Source organism: Actinoplanes sp. NPDC049668 (assembly GCF_044465445.1).
GTDB lineage: Bacteria > Actinomycetota > Actinomycetes > Mycobacteriales > Micromonosporaceae > Actinoplanes.
Map to the genome: position 1 here is coordinate 145,028 of NZ_JBITLR010000009.1, position 16,470 is coordinate 161,497.

At 72.6% G+C, this 16,470-nt stretch carries 14 protein-coding genes and 1 riboswitch; of the genes, 5 read left to right on the forward strand and 9 right to left on the reverse strand.

Annotated elements, in window-relative coordinates:
• Both ACIBSW_RS34075 and ACIBSW_RS34080 read left to right on the forward strand, forming a co-directional pair.
• Complete coding sequence (locus ACIBSW_RS34075; protein WP_354730569.1) at positions 1-753, forward strand: HAMP domain-containing sensor histidine kinase; 753 nt, start codon at positions 1-3, stop codon at positions 751-753.
• 168 nt (positions 754-921) lie between these two features.
• Positions 922-3,348: a glycogen/starch/alpha-glucan phosphorylase gene (locus tag ACIBSW_RS34080; protein WP_354730567.1), complete on the forward strand. Its 2,427-nt coding sequence runs from the start codon at positions 922-924 to the stop codon at positions 3,346-3,348.
• A 40-nt stretch (positions 3,349-3,388) separates the two neighbouring features.
• Here the strand turns inward: ACIBSW_RS34080 and ACIBSW_RS34085 are convergent, their stop codons facing one another.
• The 3 genes from ACIBSW_RS34085 to ACIBSW_RS34095 all read right to left on the reverse strand — a co-directional run bounded on the left by ACIBSW_RS34085 (position 3,389) and on the right by ACIBSW_RS34095 (position 6,710).
• The gene (locus ACIBSW_RS34085) at positions 3,389-4,303 is read right to left on the reverse strand and encodes a carbohydrate ABC transporter permease (protein WP_354730795.1); all 915 of its coding nucleotides are present in this window, start codon (positions 4,301-4,303) and stop codon (positions 3,389-3,391) included.
• Positions 4,300-5,241 carry a sugar ABC transporter permease gene (locus tag ACIBSW_RS34090; protein WP_354730797.1) on the reverse strand — a complete coding sequence of 314 codons (942 nt, stop codon included), beginning with the start codon at positions 5,239-5,241 and terminating at the stop codon, positions 4,300-4,302. Before ACIBSW_RS34090 ends, ACIBSW_RS34085 begins: the two co-directional genes overlap by 4 nt.
• Positions 5,242-5,357: 116 nt before the next feature.
• Positions 5,358-6,710, reverse strand: a complete 1,353-nt coding sequence (locus tag ACIBSW_RS34095) for an ABC transporter substrate-binding protein (protein WP_354728010.1) — start codon at positions 6,708-6,710, stop codon at positions 5,358-5,360.
• 314 nt (positions 6,711-7,024) lie between these two features.
• Here ACIBSW_RS34095 and ACIBSW_RS34100 point away from each other — a divergent pair, with 314 nt between their 5' ends.
• Complete coding sequence (locus tag ACIBSW_RS34100; protein WP_354728012.1) at positions 7,025-8,851, forward strand: sensor domain-containing diguanylate cyclase; 1,827 nt, start codon at positions 7,025-7,027, stop codon at positions 8,849-8,851.
• Positions 8,852-8,872: 21 nt separating this feature from the next.
• On the opposite strand, the gene ACIBSW_RS34105 is transcribed toward ACIBSW_RS34100, so the two are convergent.
• The 4 genes from ACIBSW_RS34105 to ACIBSW_RS34120 all read right to left on the reverse strand — a co-directional run bounded on the left by ACIBSW_RS34105 (position 8,873) and on the right by ACIBSW_RS34120 (position 13,042).
• A complete protein-coding gene (locus ACIBSW_RS34105; RefSeq protein WP_354728014.1) occupies positions 8,873-9,541 on the reverse strand; it encodes a response regulator transcription factor in 669 nt (222 codons plus the stop codon).
• 95 nt (positions 9,542-9,636) lie between these two features.
• On the reverse strand, positions 9,637-10,848 hold the full coding sequence (locus tag ACIBSW_RS34110; RefSeq protein ID WP_354728055.1) for an APC family permease: 1,212 nt from the start codon (positions 10,846-10,848) through the stop codon (positions 9,637-9,639).
• The gene (locus tag ACIBSW_RS34115) at positions 10,845-11,798 is read right to left on the reverse strand and encodes an alpha/beta hydrolase (RefSeq protein ID WP_354728016.1); all 954 of its coding nucleotides are present in this window, start codon (positions 11,796-11,798) and stop codon (positions 10,845-10,847) included. Before ACIBSW_RS34115 ends, ACIBSW_RS34110 begins: the two co-directional genes overlap by 4 nt.
• A 95-nt stretch (positions 11,799-11,893) precedes the next feature.
• Positions 11,894-13,042, reverse strand: coding sequence for a molybdopterin molybdotransferase MoeA (locus ACIBSW_RS34120; RefSeq protein ID WP_354728018.1), 1,149 nt, complete (start codon positions 13,040-13,042; stop codon positions 11,894-11,896).
• A gap of 202 nt (positions 13,043-13,244) precedes the next feature.
• On the opposite strand from ACIBSW_RS34120, the gene ACIBSW_RS34125 reads away from it, so the two are divergent.
• Positions 13,245-13,691, forward strand: a complete 447-nt coding sequence (locus ACIBSW_RS34125; protein ID WP_354728020.1) for a hypothetical protein — start codon at positions 13,245-13,247, stop codon at positions 13,689-13,691.
• Between the two features lie 3 nt (positions 13,692-13,694).
• On the opposite strand, the gene ACIBSW_RS34130 is transcribed toward ACIBSW_RS34125, so the two are convergent.
• Positions 13,695-15,026 (reverse strand): UDP-glucose/GDP-mannose dehydrogenase family protein, encoded by a 1,332-nt coding sequence (locus ACIBSW_RS34130; RefSeq protein WP_354728021.1) that lies wholly within the window; start codon positions 15,024-15,026, stop codon positions 13,695-13,697.
• Positions 15,027-15,060: 34 nt separating this feature from the next.
• Positions 15,061-15,145, reverse strand: a riboswitch (cyclic di-GMP riboswitch).
• Positions 15,146-15,379: 234 nt separating this feature from the next.
• Here ACIBSW_RS34130 and ACIBSW_RS34135 point away from each other — a divergent pair.
• A complete protein-coding gene (locus tag ACIBSW_RS34135; protein WP_354728023.1) occupies positions 15,380-16,180 on the forward strand; it encodes a hypothetical protein in 801 nt (266 codons plus the stop codon).
• Positions 16,181-16,253: 73 nt separating this feature from the next.
• Here ACIBSW_RS34135 and ACIBSW_RS34140 read toward each other — a convergent pair whose 3' ends face one another.
• Positions 16,254-16,379 (reverse strand): hypothetical protein, encoded by a 126-nt coding sequence (locus ACIBSW_RS34140; RefSeq protein WP_354728025.1) that lies wholly within the window; start codon positions 16,377-16,379, stop codon positions 16,254-16,256.
• Positions 16,380-16,470 lie beyond the last annotated feature (91 nt).

Here is a 16,470-nt window from a genome sequence, read left to right on the forward strand (position 1 = left end):
ATGGCCGCGACCAGCGCCCGCATGCGGGCCGCGCTCCGCCGTGGGTTCCGGCCGGCCGGCGCGCCGAGCGGGCTCGACGAGCGCGTGAACGCCCTGGTGGCGACGGTGACGCACGAACTGCGCACGCCGCTGACGAACATCCTCGGCTACGCGGAGCTGCTTGCCGACGGCGACGGGGGCGAGCTGTCGCCGGCGCAGCGGCGCGGCGTCGGCGCGATCCTGCGCAACGCCCGCCGCCTGCAGGACATCGTGTCCGACCTGCTGCTGCTCGACCGCGCGGCCGGTGCGCCCGGCGCCGGCGCCGTACCCGTCGGGCTGTCCACAGTGATCGCGGCGCTGCACGCGGAGTTCGCGCCGGTCGCCCGCGAGCGCGGGATCGCGCTGGCGGGCGAGGCCGAGCCGGTCCGGGTCGCCGGCGACGCCCGGCAACTGGAGCGGGCCCTGCGCAACCTGCTGGACAACGCCATGAAGTTCACCCACCGCGGCGAGATCCGCTACCGGCTGCGCGCCGACGGCGCCCGCGCGGTGCTGACGGTGACCGACACCGGCATCGGCATCCCGGCCGGCGACCTGGCCGGTCTCTTCACGCCGTTCCACCGGGCGTCGAACGCGATGGAGCAGGCCGTGCCGGGCCCGGGCCTCGGCCTGGCGGTCGTCCGCGGCATCGTGACCGAACACGGCGGCACGGTGACGGCGCGGTCGCGGCTGGGACACGGCAGCACGTTCACCGTCACGCTGCCCCTCGCGGCCTGACCGGCCCCACCCTTACCCGGCGCAACAGCGGCATCCCCAGCCCCGCCCGGGCACCGGTTCCACTCTCGACGAAACCCGCCCCGAGCGCGGCGTTTACGATCACCGTCGACGTTCATCGTGAGACCGTCGAGGGATGGCGTACCCCGAGCGCCCGGAGGGAACACCGCCGTGACCTACGGAACGACGCAGTCCGGCACCACGCCCGGAGACTTCGGGCGTGAGCTGCTCAGCAACCTCTACTACCAGCGCGGCACGACGCTGGAGTCGGCCAGCGCGCGGGACGCGTACCACTCGCTGGCGCTGACCGTGCGGAACCGCCTGGTCGACCGCTACATCCGGACGGCGGCGGCGCATTACCAGGAGAACCCGAGGTTCATCTACTACCTGTCCGCCGAGTACATGCTCGGCAAGCAGCTCGACCAGAACCTGCTCTACTCCGGTACGCAGGAGTGCGCGAACAGCGCGCTGGCCGGGCTGGGCCTGTCCGGCGAGGAGCTGGACGCCCTCGACGCCGAGCCGGGCCTCGGCAACGGCGGCCTGGGCCGCCTGGCCGCCTGCCTGCTGGACGCCATGGCCACCCAGGACATCCCGGCGGTCGGCTACGGCATCCGGTACGACTACGGCATCTTCCAGCAGGAGTTCCAGGGCGGCGCACAGGTCGAGCACCCGGACGACTGGACCTTCTACGGCAATCCGTGGGAGTTCCAGGCCTCCGACGACCAGCAGACCGTCGGCTTCTACGGCCACACCGAACCGCTCGACGGCCTGCGCAGCAAGTGGGTGCCCGGCGAGATCGTCCTCGGCGAGCCGAGCCACATGCTGGTGCCCGGGTACGGGACCACCACGGTCAACATCATCCGGCTGTGGAAGGCCCGCGCCAGCCCGCAGTCCTTCGACCTGTCGCGCTTCGGCGCCGGCCACTACGGCGAGGCGGTCGAGGAGATCGTCCGCTCGGAGAACATCAGCAAGGTCCTGTACCCCGACGACAGCACCGAGCTCGGCCGCGAGCTGCGCCTCAAGCAGCAGCACTTCCTGGTCACCTGCGCGCTGCGCGACATCGTGCGGCGCTTCCGGCTGTGCAACAGCGACTGGGACCACTTCGCCGACAAGGTGGTGATCCAGCTCAATGACACCCACCCGGTCATGGCGATCGCCGAGCTGATGCGGATGCTGGTCGACGAGGAGGGGCTGGACTGGGACCGGGCCTGGTCGATCACCCGGCGCACGTTCGCGTACACCTGCCACACGCTGCTGCCCGAGGCGCTGGAGACCTGGCCGGTCGAGCTGATCCGGCGGCTGCTGCCGCGGCACCTGGAGATCATCTTCCTGATCAACCACCTGTTCCTGCAGGAGGTCGCGGACCGCTACCCCGGCGACGACGCCAAGCTGCGCGAGCTCTCGATCATCGCGGAGGGTGCGGAGCAGCGGGTCCGGATGGCGCACCTGGCGGTGGTCGGCAGCTCGGCGGTCAACGGCGTCGCGGAGCTGCACTCGCGGCTGCTCGCCGCCACCACCCTGCACGGGTTCGCCAACCTGTGGCCGGGCCGCTTCCACAACGTCACCAACGGCGTCTCGCCGCGCCGGTTCGTCCGGCTCGCCAACCCGCGGCTCGCCGAGCTGATCACCGAGCGGCTGGGCGGTGGCGCCTGGCTGACGGACCTGGACCGGCTGAGCGGGCTCGAGCCGGGCGCGACGGATCCGGAGTTCCGGCGGCGGTGGCGCGAGGTCAAGCGGCTCAACCGGCTGGACCTGGCCGAGCAGACGCGGGCCACGACCGGGGTCGTCCTGGACCCGGACGCGCTCTGCGACGTGATGATCAAGCGGTTCCACGAGTACAAGCGCCAGCTGCTGCGGGTGCTGCACGTGGTGACGCTCTACCACCGGATCAGGCGGGGCGAGACCGCGGACGTGGTGCCGCGCTCGATCGTCTTCGGGGGCAAGGCGGCGCCCGGCTACTACGTGGCCAAGCGGATCATGAAGCTGGCGAACCAGGTCGCCGACGTGGTCAACGCGGACCCGGCCGTCTCGCCGTACCTGAAGATGGTCTTCCTGCCCGACTACAACGTGTCCCGGGCGCAGCTGATCATCCCGGCCGCGGACCTCTCCGAGCAGATCTCGCTGGCCGGCAAGGAGGCCTCGGGCACCAGCAACATGAAGCTGGCCCTCAACGGCGCGCTGACCATCGGCACCCTGGACGGCGCGAACGTCGAGATCCGCGACCGGGTCGGCCCGGAGAACTTCTTCCTCTTCGGCCTGGACACCGCCGAGGTGGCCGCGCTCCGCGGGCGGGGCTACCGGCCGCGGGAGTACTACGAGCACGACGCGGAGCTGCGCGAGGTGCTGGACACGGTCGCCGGCTGGGACCGCGAGCTCGCCGACGACCTGCTGAACCGCGACGAGTACCTGACGCTGGCCGACTTCCGGGCCTATGTGGACTGCCAGGACCGGGTGGCCCGGGCCTGGCGCGATCCGGAGGACTGGACCCGGATGTCCATCCTGAACACCGCGCGCAGCGGCTTCTTCTCGGCCGACCGCACGGTGCGCGACTACTGCCGCGACATCTGGCACGTCACGCCGGTGCACGTGCCGCGCTGAGACGGCGGCGGGCCCGGTAGCGGGCCCGCCGCCGTGCGCCTCAGCCCTTGACGCTGCCCGCGAGCAGGCCGCGGACGAAGTAGCGCTGGAGCAGCAGGAAGATCGTCACCGGCACGATGATCGAGACGAAGGCGCCCGCGGAGAGCAGGTGCCACGCCGAGTCGCGGGTGCCGCTGAGGTTGGCCAGCGCGACGGTGATCGGGGCGACGGCGTCGCCGCCGCCGGCGAAGGTGAGCGCGACCAGCAGGTCGTTCCACACCCAGAGGAACTGGAAGATGGCGAACGCCGCCAGCGCCGGCCGCAGCAGCGGCAGCAACACCCGGAAGAAGATCGACACATGGCCGGCGCCGTCCACCCGGGCCGCCTCGAGCAGCCCGGCCGGGATCTCCTTCATGAAGTTGTGCAGCAGGTAGATCGCCAGCGGCAGGCCGAAGATCGAGTGCGACAGCCAGATCGTCCAGAACGTGTTCGCCAGGTCCGCCTTCACATACAGCGTGAGCAGCGGGATCAGGGTCACCTGCAGCGGCACGATCTGCAGCGCGAAGATGCTCAGGAACAGGATGTTGCGGCCCGGGAACTTGATCCACGCGAACACGTACGCGGCCAGGCAGGCCAGGCTCAGCGGGATGATCACCGAGGGAATGGTGATCACCAGCGAGTTGATGAAGAAGGCACCGAGTCCGGCGCCCTCCTCCGAGTCCAGCACGGCCCGGTAGTTGTCCAGGGTGAACTGCGGGTCGCTGAACGCCGTCCACCAGCCCGTCGTCTTGATCTGCCGCTCGGGGCGGAACGAGGAGATGAACAGGCCGAACGTCGGCACGGTCCAGAGCACCGCGATGACGATCGCCGCGAGCGAGGCCCAGGGAGAGGTGAGCTTCTTCTTGGCGATGGCCGCGGCGGTGGGCTTCTCGGCCTCGAGCGCGTCGAGGGCGCTCGGCGGTGCGGCGGTGGTCATAGCGACTCCGATTGGCGGATGTGCCGGACGTTGTAGGCGACGATCGGGATCACCAGCACGAAGAGCAGCACCGCGAGCGCGGAGCCGAGTCCCTGGTTGTCGCTGCGGAAGCTCTGGCTGTAGAACTCGTTCGCGATGACGCTGGTGTCGTACTGGCCGCCGGTCATCGTGCGCACGATGTCGAAGACCTTCAGCGTGCCGATGCCGATGGTGGTCAGCACGACCACCACGGCCGGGCGGATGGACGGCAGGGTGACGAACCGGAACATGCCCCACGCGCCGACGCCGTCGAGGCGGGCGGCCTCGATGATGTCGCCCGGGATCGCCTTGATGGCCGCCGACAGCACGGTCATCGCGAAGCCGCACTGGATCCAGATCATGACCACGATCAGCAGCAGCGTGTTCAGCGGCCAGTCCAGCAGCCACAGCTGCGGCGTGCCGCCCATCCAGACCACGATCTGGTTCAGCAGGCCGATCTGCTTCACGTTGGCCTGGTCGGGACGGTACGCGTAGACGAACTTCCAGATGATCGAGGCGCCGACGAACGAGATCGCCATCGGCATGAAGATCAGCGCCTTGGCGAACGACTCCATCCGGGCCTTGTCGACCAGGACGGCGTAGAGCAGGCCGATGGCGGTGGCCACGAACGGTGTCAGCAGGACCCACACGGCGGTGTTGGTCAGCACCGTGAGCTGGTCCTTGTCCGTGAAGATCGTCTGGTAGTTGTCCAGGCCGATGAACACGTCGCCCGCGGCGTCGAAGAAGGACTCGTAGATGGTGCGGACGCCGGGGTAGACGAGGCCCACGAGCAGCATCAGCAGCGTCGGGGCGAGATAGGAATAGGCGACGACCCGGTCACCGCGACGGCCGCCGAAGCGCCCCGCGATGAACAGGATGATGCCCACGACCGCGGCGAAGAGAAGGATCGCGGCGAACATCTGCGAGAACTTCTCGGCGGTGGTGTCGGCGGTGTCGAACACTCGACCCGTACCTCCTCAGGAGAGCGGTGGGGCCGGTCGCCAGACGGCGACCGGCCCCGAGGTGAAGACTCAGATCACTTCGGCCAGGCCTTTTCGATGTTGTTCACCGTCGTGACGGTGTCCTGGCCGGTGATCCAGCTCGTCGCCTGCTTCCAGTACGCGTTCGAGCCGACGGCGGCCGGCATCATGTCCGAGCCGTCGAAGCGGAACGTGGCCTTCGGGTCCAGCAGGATGACCGCGGCCAGCTTGTCGACCGGGTTGCTCAGGTTCTCCGGCTTCAGGCCCTTGTTCGCGCTGACCCAGCCCTGCGACACCTTCGCCTTGATGTTCGCCCAGGTGTCGGTGGACAGGTAGGTCTGGAAGGCCTTGACCTCAGGCCGGTCCGCGAACGCCACGTTGAACTCGCCGCCGCCGAGGACCGGCTTGGACGTGGCGTCCTTGCCGGGCAGGTAGAAGGCGAAGACGTCGCCGTCCTCGGCCACCTTGGTGCCCTTGGTGAAGTTCGCCGCGTAGAAGCTGGCCTGGCGGTGCATCGAGCAGGTGCCGTCGAGGATCGGCAGGCCGCCCTCCTGGAACGCGGTCGTGGCGATGCTCTTGACGTCGCCGAGGCCGCCGTTGACGTAGGCGGGGTTCTTCAGGTACCCGCCGACCGCGTCCAGCGCGGCCGTCGACTCGGGGCCGTTGAACGGGATCTCGTGCTTGACCCACTTGTCGTAGGTCTCCGGCCCGTACAGCCGGAGCATGAAGTCCTCCTGCCAGTCGGTGATCGGCCAGCCGGTGGCCTCACCGCTGGCGATGCCCGCGCACCACGGCTTCTTCTTGTCCGCGACCATCTTGTCGCTGAGCGCCTTGAGCTCGTCGAGCGTGGTGGGAATCGTGTAGCCGGCCTCCTTGAACTCGCTCGGCGAGTACCAGACCAGCGACTTGACGTTGGCGCCCGACGGCGCGCCGTAGAACTTGCCGTCGACGGTGGCGTAGGCCCGCCAGTCCGGGCCCCACCACTTGTCGACGTTCGCGGAGACGGTGGCCGGCGCCTCGACGGCCTTGCCGGTGGCCACCAGCTGCGCGAGCAGGCCGGGCTGCGGCACGATCGCGATGTCCGGCGGGTTGCCGGCCTTGGCGCGGACCAGGATCTGGGTCTCGAAGGACTTGTCGCCCTCGTACTTGATCGTTACACCGGTGCACTGCTCGAAGGGCTTGTAGGAGTCCTTGTACGCCTTGTCCTCCGGCGTCACGATGCTCGCGAAGACGGTCACCGTCTTGCCCTTGAGATCGCCGAACTCCTTGAACAGGTTGCAGTCGATCGACGACTGAGCTGCCGCGTTGGAATCGTCGTCCGAGTCGTCACTGCCGCCGCAGGCGGCGAGACCGAGCACCAGGCCTACGCCCAGGGTGCCGGCGAGCGCGCTCCTGAAGCGCGGACTCATGGATTGACCGAACATCCTTCTCCCTATGTCACATCACGCCGGGGCGTGACAACACCGTCACCGTCTCCGGTTCCCCCGCGTGCCAGTCAAGTTGGTCGAAACGATGTTCCGCAACGTTTCCGAATGATCCGCCGAGTAACGATTCGGCACCGGGCCAGCGCAGATCTGAAACGGTTAAGAAGCTTAACCGCTGATCGCGCGGGCCCGAGGTGATCCTCGGACGCCCCTGGGCGGCACCTCATCGGCAACGTTCACCCGGTGTATTGGATTGCGTGCGGCGTGGCCGCGCTGATGCCCGTTCACCGAGGAGTCTGATGCAGCCCGCCCGGCCCGCCTCGCTCGCACGCACGGCCGCCTCCGACCCATGGGTACGCGCGGTCGTCGGTGTGGCGGTGGCGGCCATCCTCTGGCTCCTCTACGGCCCGGGCAACATCACCGCGGACGTGCTCGTCCGCGCGTTCTCCGGCGTGTTCCTGAACCTCGTCGGGGTGATGTCGGCGATCCGGCTGGCCCGTCGCCCCGGCCTGGCGCCCGCGATCCGCCGCTTCTGGCGCTCGCTCGCGGCGATGGCCACGCTGCTGCTGGCCGGCAACGTCGCCAAGCTCGTCATCACCCTGCAGCACCCGGACGCCGGCGCCGTGCCGGTCGGCCGGTTCCAGACCGTCTGCATCCTGACCGGCGTGGCCATCCTGATGGTCACCGCGATCCTGCACCCGCACCCGAAGTCCACCCGTCAGGCCCGGCTGCGGTACTGGCTGGACTCGAGCGCCGTGATGACGGCCTCCGCGGTGGTCATCTGGTTCATGTTCGACCACACCACCGAGCTCGGCGCCGGTCACACGGGGCCGGTGGCGGCGACCGTCATCGCGGTGGCCGTCGCGTTCACCCTGACCCGGCTGACCATCAGCGGGCTCAACCCGATGAACGCGATCCCGGCCGCGCCGGTGATCGCCGCGGCGCTGCTGGAATGTTTCAGCGTCGCGGTGCTGCGCGCCACCGCGGGACCCGCGGAGCAGATGGCCCTTCAACTGACCGCCGTCTCCCTGGTCAGCCTCGGGCCGCGGCTGCAGGAACTGTTCGACCGGGTACGGGCCGACCGCCCGCCCGTCGCGCGGCGGGCGTGGAGCACGCTGCCGTTCGCGATGCTGGGCATCGTTCTGGTGATCCTCCCGGCGTCGCTGCCGGCGGGCCTGAGCGGCACGGCGATGGTGGTCTTCGCCGGCCTGTTCGTCATGACCGGCATCGTCGTCGCGCGCCAGTGGGTCGCCTTCCGCGAGAACTCCGCCCTGGTGGAGCGGCTGAGCCGCCAGGAGGAGCGGGTACGCCTGATGCTCGAGTACTCCACCGACATCACGACGCTGATCGACGTGAACGGCGCCATGTCGTATCTGACCCCGGGCAGCCGGGCGCTGGGCTACGAGCCCGCGCAGCTGCTCGGCGTGCGGATCGTCACGATGATCCACCCCGAGGACCTGCCGGGCCTGCTGCCCGACATGCAGCGCCTGATGATGACGCCGGGAGCGAACCTCACCTACCAGGCGCGCTACCGCCACGCGGACGGCTCGTGGCGCTGGCTCGAGGTCACCAGCCGCAACCTGATGCACCTGCCCAGCGTCTCGGCGGTGGTCAGCAACTCGCGCGACGTCACCGAGTCCCGCGAGCTGCAGGACCGGCTGCGCCACCAGGCGACGCACGACGAGCTGACCGGGCTCGCCAACCGGGCGCTCTTCGGCGAGCGCCTGGCCGCCGCGGTCGACGACGGCGTCGCCGTGCTCCACGTCGACCTGGACGGCTTCAAGCCGATCAACGACACGTACGGGCACCACGCCGGCGACGCCGTCCTGACCTGGGTCGCCGACCGGCTGCGCGCGGTCGTGCCGGCCGACGCGATGCCGGCCCGGCTGGGCGGCGACGAGTTCGCGGTCCTGCTGCCCGGCGCCAGCCGGCCCGCCGCCGAACTGGTCGCCGAGCGGTTCCGGGCCGCCCTGGCCCAGCCGATCGAGGTGGACGGGCACAGCCTGCGCGTCGCCGCCAGCGTCGGCGTGGTCGCCGGCGCCGGCGTCGACCCGAACGCCCTGCTGCGCCAGGCCGACGCGGCGATGTACCGGGTCAAGAACGCCGCGCGCGAGAACGCGGCGTGAACCGCGCGGCGGCCGGGCGGCTCACGGCAGCCCGGCGCGCAGCGCGTGGCCGAACCCTCGCTGGGTGACGATCAGCGGCGCGCCGAACCGGTCCAGCTCGCACCGCAGCGAGCGGACCACGGCGTCGGCGTCCGCCGCGCCGGTCGCCGCCTCGATCTGCGCCCGGGACAGCACCCGCCCGGGGTTGCGCAGCAGGCACCGCAGCACCTCGAACTCGGTCCGGGACAGCGGCACCGGCTCGCCCGCGCGCCGGACCTCGTGGGTGTCCTGGTCCAGCTCGACGTCGCCGTAGCGCAGGACCCGCTCGCCGGGCGGCGCGTCGTCGCGGCTCAGCAGCGCCCGGACCCGGGTGAGCAGCACGTCGACGTCGAACGGCTTGGTGATCCAGTCGTCGCCGCCGTACGCGATGCCGTTGACCAGGTCCTCGCCGGCGTCGCGGGAGGCGAGGAAGACGATGTCGGCGCCGGAGCCGTCCGCGCGCAGCCGCCGCCGGACGTCCATGCCGTCGCCGTCGGGCAGCTTCGCGTCGAGCAGCACCAGGTCGGGGTGGCCCTCGGCGGCCTTGCGCACCGCCTGCTCGGCGGTGCCCGCGGTGTCCACCGCGAAGCCGTGGTAGGCGAGCACCGCGGCGATCATGTCGACGACGATGGGCTGGTCGTCGACGACCAGAATTCGGGCATTGTCCGTCATAGTGCCCCCGTGCAGACGCGGCGTGATAATCCGACGGTGCTCCCTGCGGCCACCTTGTGAAAGGGGCCGTCCACATGGCAGGACATCGGTCCTGCTCAGCGCCGGTTCCTGCGGATGATCCACACCGCCGCGCCGACCGCGAACACGGCGAGTCCGGCCGCGACCGAGGACGGCGGCAGGGCCGCCGCCAGCAGCAGGCAGCCCGCCAGCCCGACGACCGGCACGGCCCGCCGGGGCGCGCCCTCGTCGGCGCGCAGGGTCAGCGCCGAGGCGTTCGCGATCGCGTAGTAGACCAGGACGCCGAACGACGAGAACCCGATCGCGCCGCGCAGGTCGACCGTCAGCACCAGCAGCGCGACGGCGGCGCCGACGGCCGCCTCGGCGCGGTGCGGAACCCCGGCCCGCTCGCTCACCGCGTCCAGCGCGGCGGGCAGGTGCCGGTCGCGGGCCATCGCGAACGTCGTGCGGGACACGCCGAGGATCAGCGCGAGCAGCGAGCCGAGCGCCGCCGCGGCCGCGCCGGCCCGGACGACCGGGGCGAGCCAGTCCGGCCCGACCTCGGCCAGCGGCGCCGCCGCGGCGGCCAGCCGGGCGGGGCCGAGCGTGCCGAGCAGGACCAGGGCCACCGCGGAGTACAGGACCAGGGTGACGGTCAGCGCGATCGGGATGGCCCGGGGGATCGTCCGGGCCGGGTCGCGGACCTCCTCGCCGAGGGTGGCGATCCGCGCGTAGCCGGCGAACGCGAAGAAGAGCAGCCCGGCGCCGCGCAGCACGTCCCACGGCCCGACGTCGGGGCCGCCGCCGAAGCGGTGCAGCCCGCCCGCGGCGCCGGCGACCACGACGGCGAGCAGCACGGCGACGACCGCGGTGACCAGGATCCGGGCCGCCAGCGTCGAGCGCCGCACGCCCAGCAGGTTGAGCGCGGTCAGCGCGACCACCGCGGCCAGCGCCGGCAGCCGCTCGTGGCCCGGCGCGACGTACGCGCCGAAGGTCAGCGCCATCGCCGCGCAGGACGCCGTCTTGCCGACCACGAAGCCCCAGCCCGCGAGGTAGCCCCAGGGGTCGCCGAGGCGCTCCCTGCCGTACACGTAGGTGCCGCCGGAGGTCGGGTAGCGGGCCGCGAGCCGGGCGGAGGACACCGCGTTGCAGTAGGCGACCAGCGCTGCGAGGGCGAGCGCGAGCGGCAGCCAGGAGCCGGCGGCGGCGGTCGCCGGGCCGAAGGCGGCGAAGACCCCGGCCCCGATCATCGCGCTCAGGCCGACCACCACCGCGTCGGTCGTGCCCAGGCGGCGGGCCAGCGCGGTCACGGCGCCAGGCGCCGCGCGCTCAGCCACCCGGCGATCGCCGCGTTGGTCTGCGCCGGTGCCTGGAGCATCACCTCGTGCCCGGCGTCGACCGTCGCCTCGGTCAGGTCGGCGCAGGCGGCCCGCATGGGGTCGGCCAGGCGGCTGTGCCGGGTCTCGCAGATGCCGTCCCAGGCCGCGTGCACGAACAGCACCGGCATCTCCAGGCGCGGGTGCGGCGCGCGGGCCGCGTACGCGAGGTTGGCCTCGTCGTTGGCGTACCACGAGCAGGGGCCGCGGAAGCCCGTCGCGCTCAGCGCGGCCACCAGCGCGGCGTGGTCGGCGGCGGAGAGCAGCGAGGCGTCGCGCTCCAGCAACGGCGTGCGCCGGGCCGGGCCGAACCAGCCGCCGTTCGCCCGCACCTGGGAGCTGCGGGTCGGCCGGCCGACCGAGTCCGGGCGGCCGCCGCGGTAGAGCAGCGAGACGGTGGCGGCGACGTCCGCGTCGAAGTCCGCCACGGCGGTGTCGAAGTCCTCGGCGTAGTAGCGGTAGTAGTCCCACTGGCCGTACGGGAACCGCCGCTCCGGATAGAGGTCGCGGTCGACGAGGTCGACCAGCGTCTCCAGGGCGAAACCCGCCGGCAGGTACGGCACGCAGAGGCTGGCGGCCGCCCGGACCCGCTCGGGGTGGTGGGTGGCCAGCGACCACACCACCGGGCTGCCCCAGTCGTGCCCGACCCAGACCGCGGGCGCGCCGCCCAGGCTGTCGTGCAGCTCCAGCATGTCGCCGACGATGTGCTCGAGCGCGTAGTCGCCGGGCCGCTCGGGCACCGCCGCGGTGCCGTAGCCGCGCAGGTCCGGCGCCACGCAGTGCCAGCCGGCGGCGGTGAAGTGCTCGACCTGGGCGCGCCAGACCAGGCCCAGCTCGGGCCAGCCGTGCACGAAGATCATCAATGGCGCGTCGCGCTGGGTCACCGGGGCAGTGAATCACGACCGGCCCGCGCCGGGACAGGTGCGCGGTCGGGCCGGGCCCGCCGCGGCCCGGCCGCGTCTCCCGAGCAGGCCCTGGGTCAGGTCAGCATCATCAGGTCGGCGGGGGAGCCGCTGGACCAGCCCTCCTCGAGCACGGCCAGGGCGTCGGCGAGCGCGGCGCCGGCCAGGCTCGCCGGGCGGCTGCCGGGCACGACCGTGGCGTGGTCGCCCGCGAGGCGCACGGGCACGAGCAGCGTCGCCGGCGGCGTGAGCGTCACGTCGCCCACGACGCTCAGCCGCGGCGCCGGCGGCCGGGCGGCGCCGGTCAGGCCGTACAGCAGCGGCTGGAGCAGGGTCACGCAGGCGACCAGCCCGGCGTACGGGTTGCCCGGCAGGCCCGCGACCCACCGCCCGCCCGGCAGCGCCGCCAGCGACTGCGGGCGCCCCGGCCGGCACGCCACCCGGTCCACCAGGCGCCGCGCGCCGAGCTCGTCCAGGACCCGGTGCAGGTGGTCCGCGGCGCCGGCCGACGACGAGCCGGTCACCACGACCACGTCCGCGTCCGTCGCGGCCAGGCACTCGGCGAGCAGGCCGGCGTCGTCGCGCAGCAGCACCCGGTCGGCGACCACGCCGCCGGCCGCGGTGACCAGCGCCGACACCATCGGGCCGAACACGTCACGGACCTGCCCGGCGCCGGGAACCCCGGCCGCGACCACCTCGTCGCCGGTCACCACGAGCCGGACCACCGGCCGCCGGCGCACCGGCACGTCGTCCACGCCGGCCTGCGCGAGCAGGCCCGCCACGGCCGGGGTCACGACCCGCCCGGGGCGCAGCAGCTCGTCGCCGGCGCGCGCGTCCTCGCCGGCGCGCCGGATGTGCGCCTTGGTCCAGCCCGTCGCGCCGGTCAGGTCGGCCGTCTCGTACGGCAGCACCGCGACCGCGCCGGGCGGCACCACGGCGCCGGTCATGATCTCGACCGCCTGACCCGGGCGCAGCACCCCGGCCCAGGGTTGCCCGCCGGCCAGGACCCGGCCGACGACCCGCCACGGCCCGGCGCCGGACACGGCGTACCCGTCCATGGCGGCGGTGTCGGTGCCCGGCAGGTCGGCGCCGGCGTGCACCGGCGCCGCGAGCACCCGGCCGGCGGCCGCGCCGAGCGGCACCCGCTCCGGCGGGAGGGCGGTGGCGGCCGCACCGGCGACCTTCAGGGCGGTGCGCCACGGTACGGGGCTGTCGACGGATCGCATCGCTGTCAGTGTCACATCAGCACTGCACCGCGGCACCGTCACGTCCGCGTGCCGGTACCGGGTCCGCGCGGCGACGGGAACCTCACCGCGGCGCCGGCGCGAATGTGAGGCCGGGGGCCTCATCCGTTCGTGTGACGGCGTGGCTGATCGCACTCGCGCGTGTCTAGGGTCGAGCGCGGGCGGCGAGCGGAGGGGTGTGGCTGTGCGTACCGGTGCGGATGTCGTCCGGGACGTGCTGGCCGCGCTGGCCCCCGCCGAGCTGCCGTTCCTGGAGTCGGTGCTGGAGGCGTACCGGATCGATCCCTGGACCCTCGACGGGCGCCGGGCCGGCGTCCCGGCCGACCAGGTCCGCGCGTGGTCGGCCTTCGTGCTCGGCTTCGTGGCCGAGACGGTGGTCGCACAGCAGCCCGCCGGGGAGCCGGGCCGGGGCCGGCTGAGGATGATGCTGACCCGCCGGCGGTCGCGGATCGGCGAGCTCGCGAACGTGCCGGACGCGCCGGTGCCCGCGTTCGAGGCGGAGCAGCTGCGCCGGGCCTGGGCGTCCGCCGTCGGCGCGGCGGCCGGCCGCGGCCACCCGCCGCGGGACACCGAGGCGTTCGCCGTCGCGGTGGTGGCGGCCCTGGCCGCCCGGCGCCCGCCCGCGGACTAGTGGTCAGGGGCGGCCGAGGGCCCGGTACTCCCAGCCCGCCGCGCGCCACGCGTCCGGGTCGAGGGCGTGCCGCCCGTCGAGGATCCGCCGGGCGCCGACGACCTGGGCCATCGCCTCGGGGGCGATCTCGCGGAACTCGGTCCACTCGGTCAGCAGCACGACCACGTCGGCGTCGCGGGCCACGTCCAGCGCGCCGGTGCCGTACGCGAGCTCGGGGTGCGCCCGGCGGGCGTTCTCCATCGCGGCCGGGTCGAAGACGTGCACGCGGGCGCCGAGGCCGGCGAGCGTGCTCGCCACCTCGAGCGCGGGCGCGTCGCGGATGTCGTCGGAGTCGGGCTTGAACGACGCGCCGAGCGCGGCGACCTTCTTGCCGGCCACGTCGCCGCCGCACAGCTCGACCACCAGGTCCACCGCCCGCGAGCGGCGGCGCCGGTTGATGCCGTCGATCTCGCGCAGGAAGCCGACGGCCCGGCCGACGCCCAGCTCCTCGGCCCGGTGCGCGAACGCCCGGATGTCCTTGGGCAGGCACCCGCCGCCGAAGCCGAGCCCGGGGCGCAGGAACTTGCCACCGATCCGCTCGTCGTACGCCAGGGCCTCGGCCAGGTCCCGCACGTCGGCGCCGGTGGCCTCGCAGACCTCGGCCATCGCGTTGATGTAGGAGATCTTGGTGGCCAGGAACGAGTTCGCGGCGACCTTGACCAGCTCGGCGGTCTGCAGGTCGGTGACCTTGACGGGTACGCCCAGCGCGAGCACCGGCTCGAACGCGGCCCGCAGCCGCTGCTCGGCCCAGTCCGAGGTGACGCCGAAGACCAGCCGGTCGGGCCGCATGGTGTCGTCGACGGCGAAGCCCTCCCGCAGGAACTCCGGGTTCCAGGCCAGCTCGACCTGGTCGCCGGCGGGCGCGGTGGCCCGGATCAGCCCGGCGAGGCGGGCGGCGGTGCCGACCGGCACCGTCGACTTGCCGACCACGAGGGCGCGGCGGCGCAGGTGCCGCGACAGGGCGGTGACCGACGCGTCGACGTAGGTCAGGTCGGCGGCGCCGGAGTCGCCGCGCTGCGGCGTGCCGACGCAGATGAAGTGCACGTCGCCGAACTCGCCGGCCTCCTGGAACGAGGTGGTGAAGCGCAGTCGGCCGGTCTCGAGGGCCTTGGTGAGCAGCTCGGGCAGGCCGGGCTCGAAGAACGGCACCTCGCCGGAGTTGAGCCGGGCGACCTTGTCCGCGTCGACGTCGACACCGAGCACGTCGAAGCCCAGCACGGCCATGCAGATGGCGTGGGTGGCGCCGAGGTAGCCGGTGCCGATGACCGTGAGGCGGGGGCGCAGGGTCGTGCTCATCAGACGAAATCCTCGGAAGTCAGCGGAGTGGCTGTACCAAGGACGCCGGTTTCGCCGCTGGCTCCCCGCCGGACATGGGCGACCAACTCGCCCGGCGGATCAACACCTCGCCCACGGCTCGGTGCGAGCCGCCCGGGGGATACTGCCATCCCGGTACCGGCCTCACCTCACCTGACCAGTCAGGATTGCCGGCATGGGCGGCCCGCCGCCGGTCGCGCGACCGGCCGAAAATTTGGCATGAGAAAGTCCATGGAATTTTGAACCGGATGAATTCGGCGCAGATCTGAACCACCACGCCGGGCGGTCGCGTACCTGCTTTCGTACGCATTGACGTCCGACGACTAGGAGTGGTGATGAGACTGCGACAGCGACGACGCACCGGGGGCAGGAGCACCGGGGTCAACCGCAAGGCGATCGGCGGCGCAGTCATCGCTGGTGTGCTGGTGGTCGGCGGTATCACGGGCCTGCAGCTGGCGTCGGCCGGCGAGCAGACGGCACCCGGGGAGATCGTCGTTGTCGACGGTCAGAATTTCGACATCGCCGGTTGCGAGAAATTGGAAATCAACGCCGGCGCGGTTATCTGCGACGGCGAACCATTGGCGCCGGAACAGGAGATAGGCGCCGCCGAGGCCGCCGCCGCATCGGCGCAGGCCCTCGAGGAATCGTGCGACCAGTTCGCGATCGACCAGGCCGCGGCCGCCGAGGAGGCGGCCGGCGCCGCCGAGGACGAGGGTGCCGCCGAGGACGCCGCCGCCGAGGAGGAGGAAGCGGCCGCCGCCGCGGCGCACATGTCCAAGCGGGCCAAGAAGGCCGCGGCCAAGAAGTGGGCCAGGGCCATGGGCAAGGAGAAGGGCGCCGCGAAGGAGAAGGGCGCCGCCGAGGAGGCGGGTGCCGCCGAGGAGGCGGAGGACGCCGCCGCTCAGGAGGACCTGGACGCCGCGGTGACCGACGCCCGGGCGGCGCTGCTGGTCGCCTGCCTCGACCTGGCCGGCAAGAAGGCCGCCGCCGCCGAGGCCGCGGGCGACGCGGGCGCCGGTGAAGAGGCCGGCGCCGGCGAGGAGGCCGGTGCCGAGGAAGAGGCGGGTGCCGAGGAAGAGGCCGGTGTCGAGGAGCAGGCGGGCGCCGAGGAGCAGGAGGCTCCCGCGAAGAAGTAGAAGAAGTAGGCGTTACAGCGCACTGGCCCCGCCCGCGTCTACCGCTGGCGGGGCCGGTGCGTCGCGGCCGACATCAGCACCGGCCGCGCAGGCCGTCGACGGTCGGCTTCCAGTCGGCGCTGTCGCGGCTGTCGGCGGTCAGGCCGAGGCCCGAGGCGATGGCGATGGCGACGAAGAACAGCAGTACGGCGATTCCCATGACGATTCACACCCTTGATCCGGCGGGTTCTGGCCGGTGCGCACCGGGTTGCTGATACCAAGCATGAACCGGCCGGGCGGCCGCGGACAGT

Excerpts from the sequence above, each read along its gene's own strand:
- ACIBSW_RS34075 (WP_354730569.1), top strand. The coding sequence starts at position 1 with ATGGCCGCGACCAGCGCCCGCATGCGGGCCGCGCTCCGCCGTGGGTTC.
- ACIBSW_RS34085 (WP_354730795.1), bottom strand. The coding sequence starts at position 4,303 with ATGACCACCGCCGCACCGCCGAGCGCCCTCGACGCGCTCGAGGCCGAG.
- ACIBSW_RS34090 (WP_354730797.1), bottom strand. The coding sequence starts at position 5,241 with ATGTTCGCCGCGATCCTTCTCTTCGCCGCGGTCGTGGGCATCATCCTG.
- ACIBSW_RS34095 (WP_354728010.1), bottom strand. The coding sequence starts at position 6,710 with ATGAGTCCGCGCTTCAGGAGCGCGCTCGCCGGCACCCTGGGCGTAGGC.
- ACIBSW_RS34100 (WP_354728012.1), top strand. The coding sequence starts at position 7,025 with ATGCAGCCCGCCCGGCCCGCCTCGCTCGCACGCACGGCCGCCTCCGAC.
- ACIBSW_RS34105 (WP_354728014.1), bottom strand. The coding sequence starts at position 9,541 with ATGACGGACAATGCCCGAATTCTGGTCGTCGACGACCAGCCCATCGTC.
- ACIBSW_RS34120 (WP_354728018.1), bottom strand. The coding sequence starts at position 13,042 with ATGCGATCCGTCGACAGCCCCGTACCGTGGCGCACCGCCCTGAAGGTC.
- ACIBSW_RS34130 (WP_354728021.1), bottom strand. The coding sequence starts at position 15,026 with ATGAGCACGACCCTGCGCCCCCGCCTCACGGTCATCGGCACCGGCTAC.
- ACIBSW_RS34135 (WP_354728023.1), top strand. The coding sequence starts at position 15,380 with ATGAGACTGCGACAGCGACGACGCACCGGGGGCAGGAGCACCGGGGTC.
- ACIBSW_RS34140 (WP_354728025.1), bottom strand. The coding sequence starts at position 16,379 with ATGGGAATCGCCGTACTGCTGTTCTTCGTCGCCATCGCCATCGCCTCG.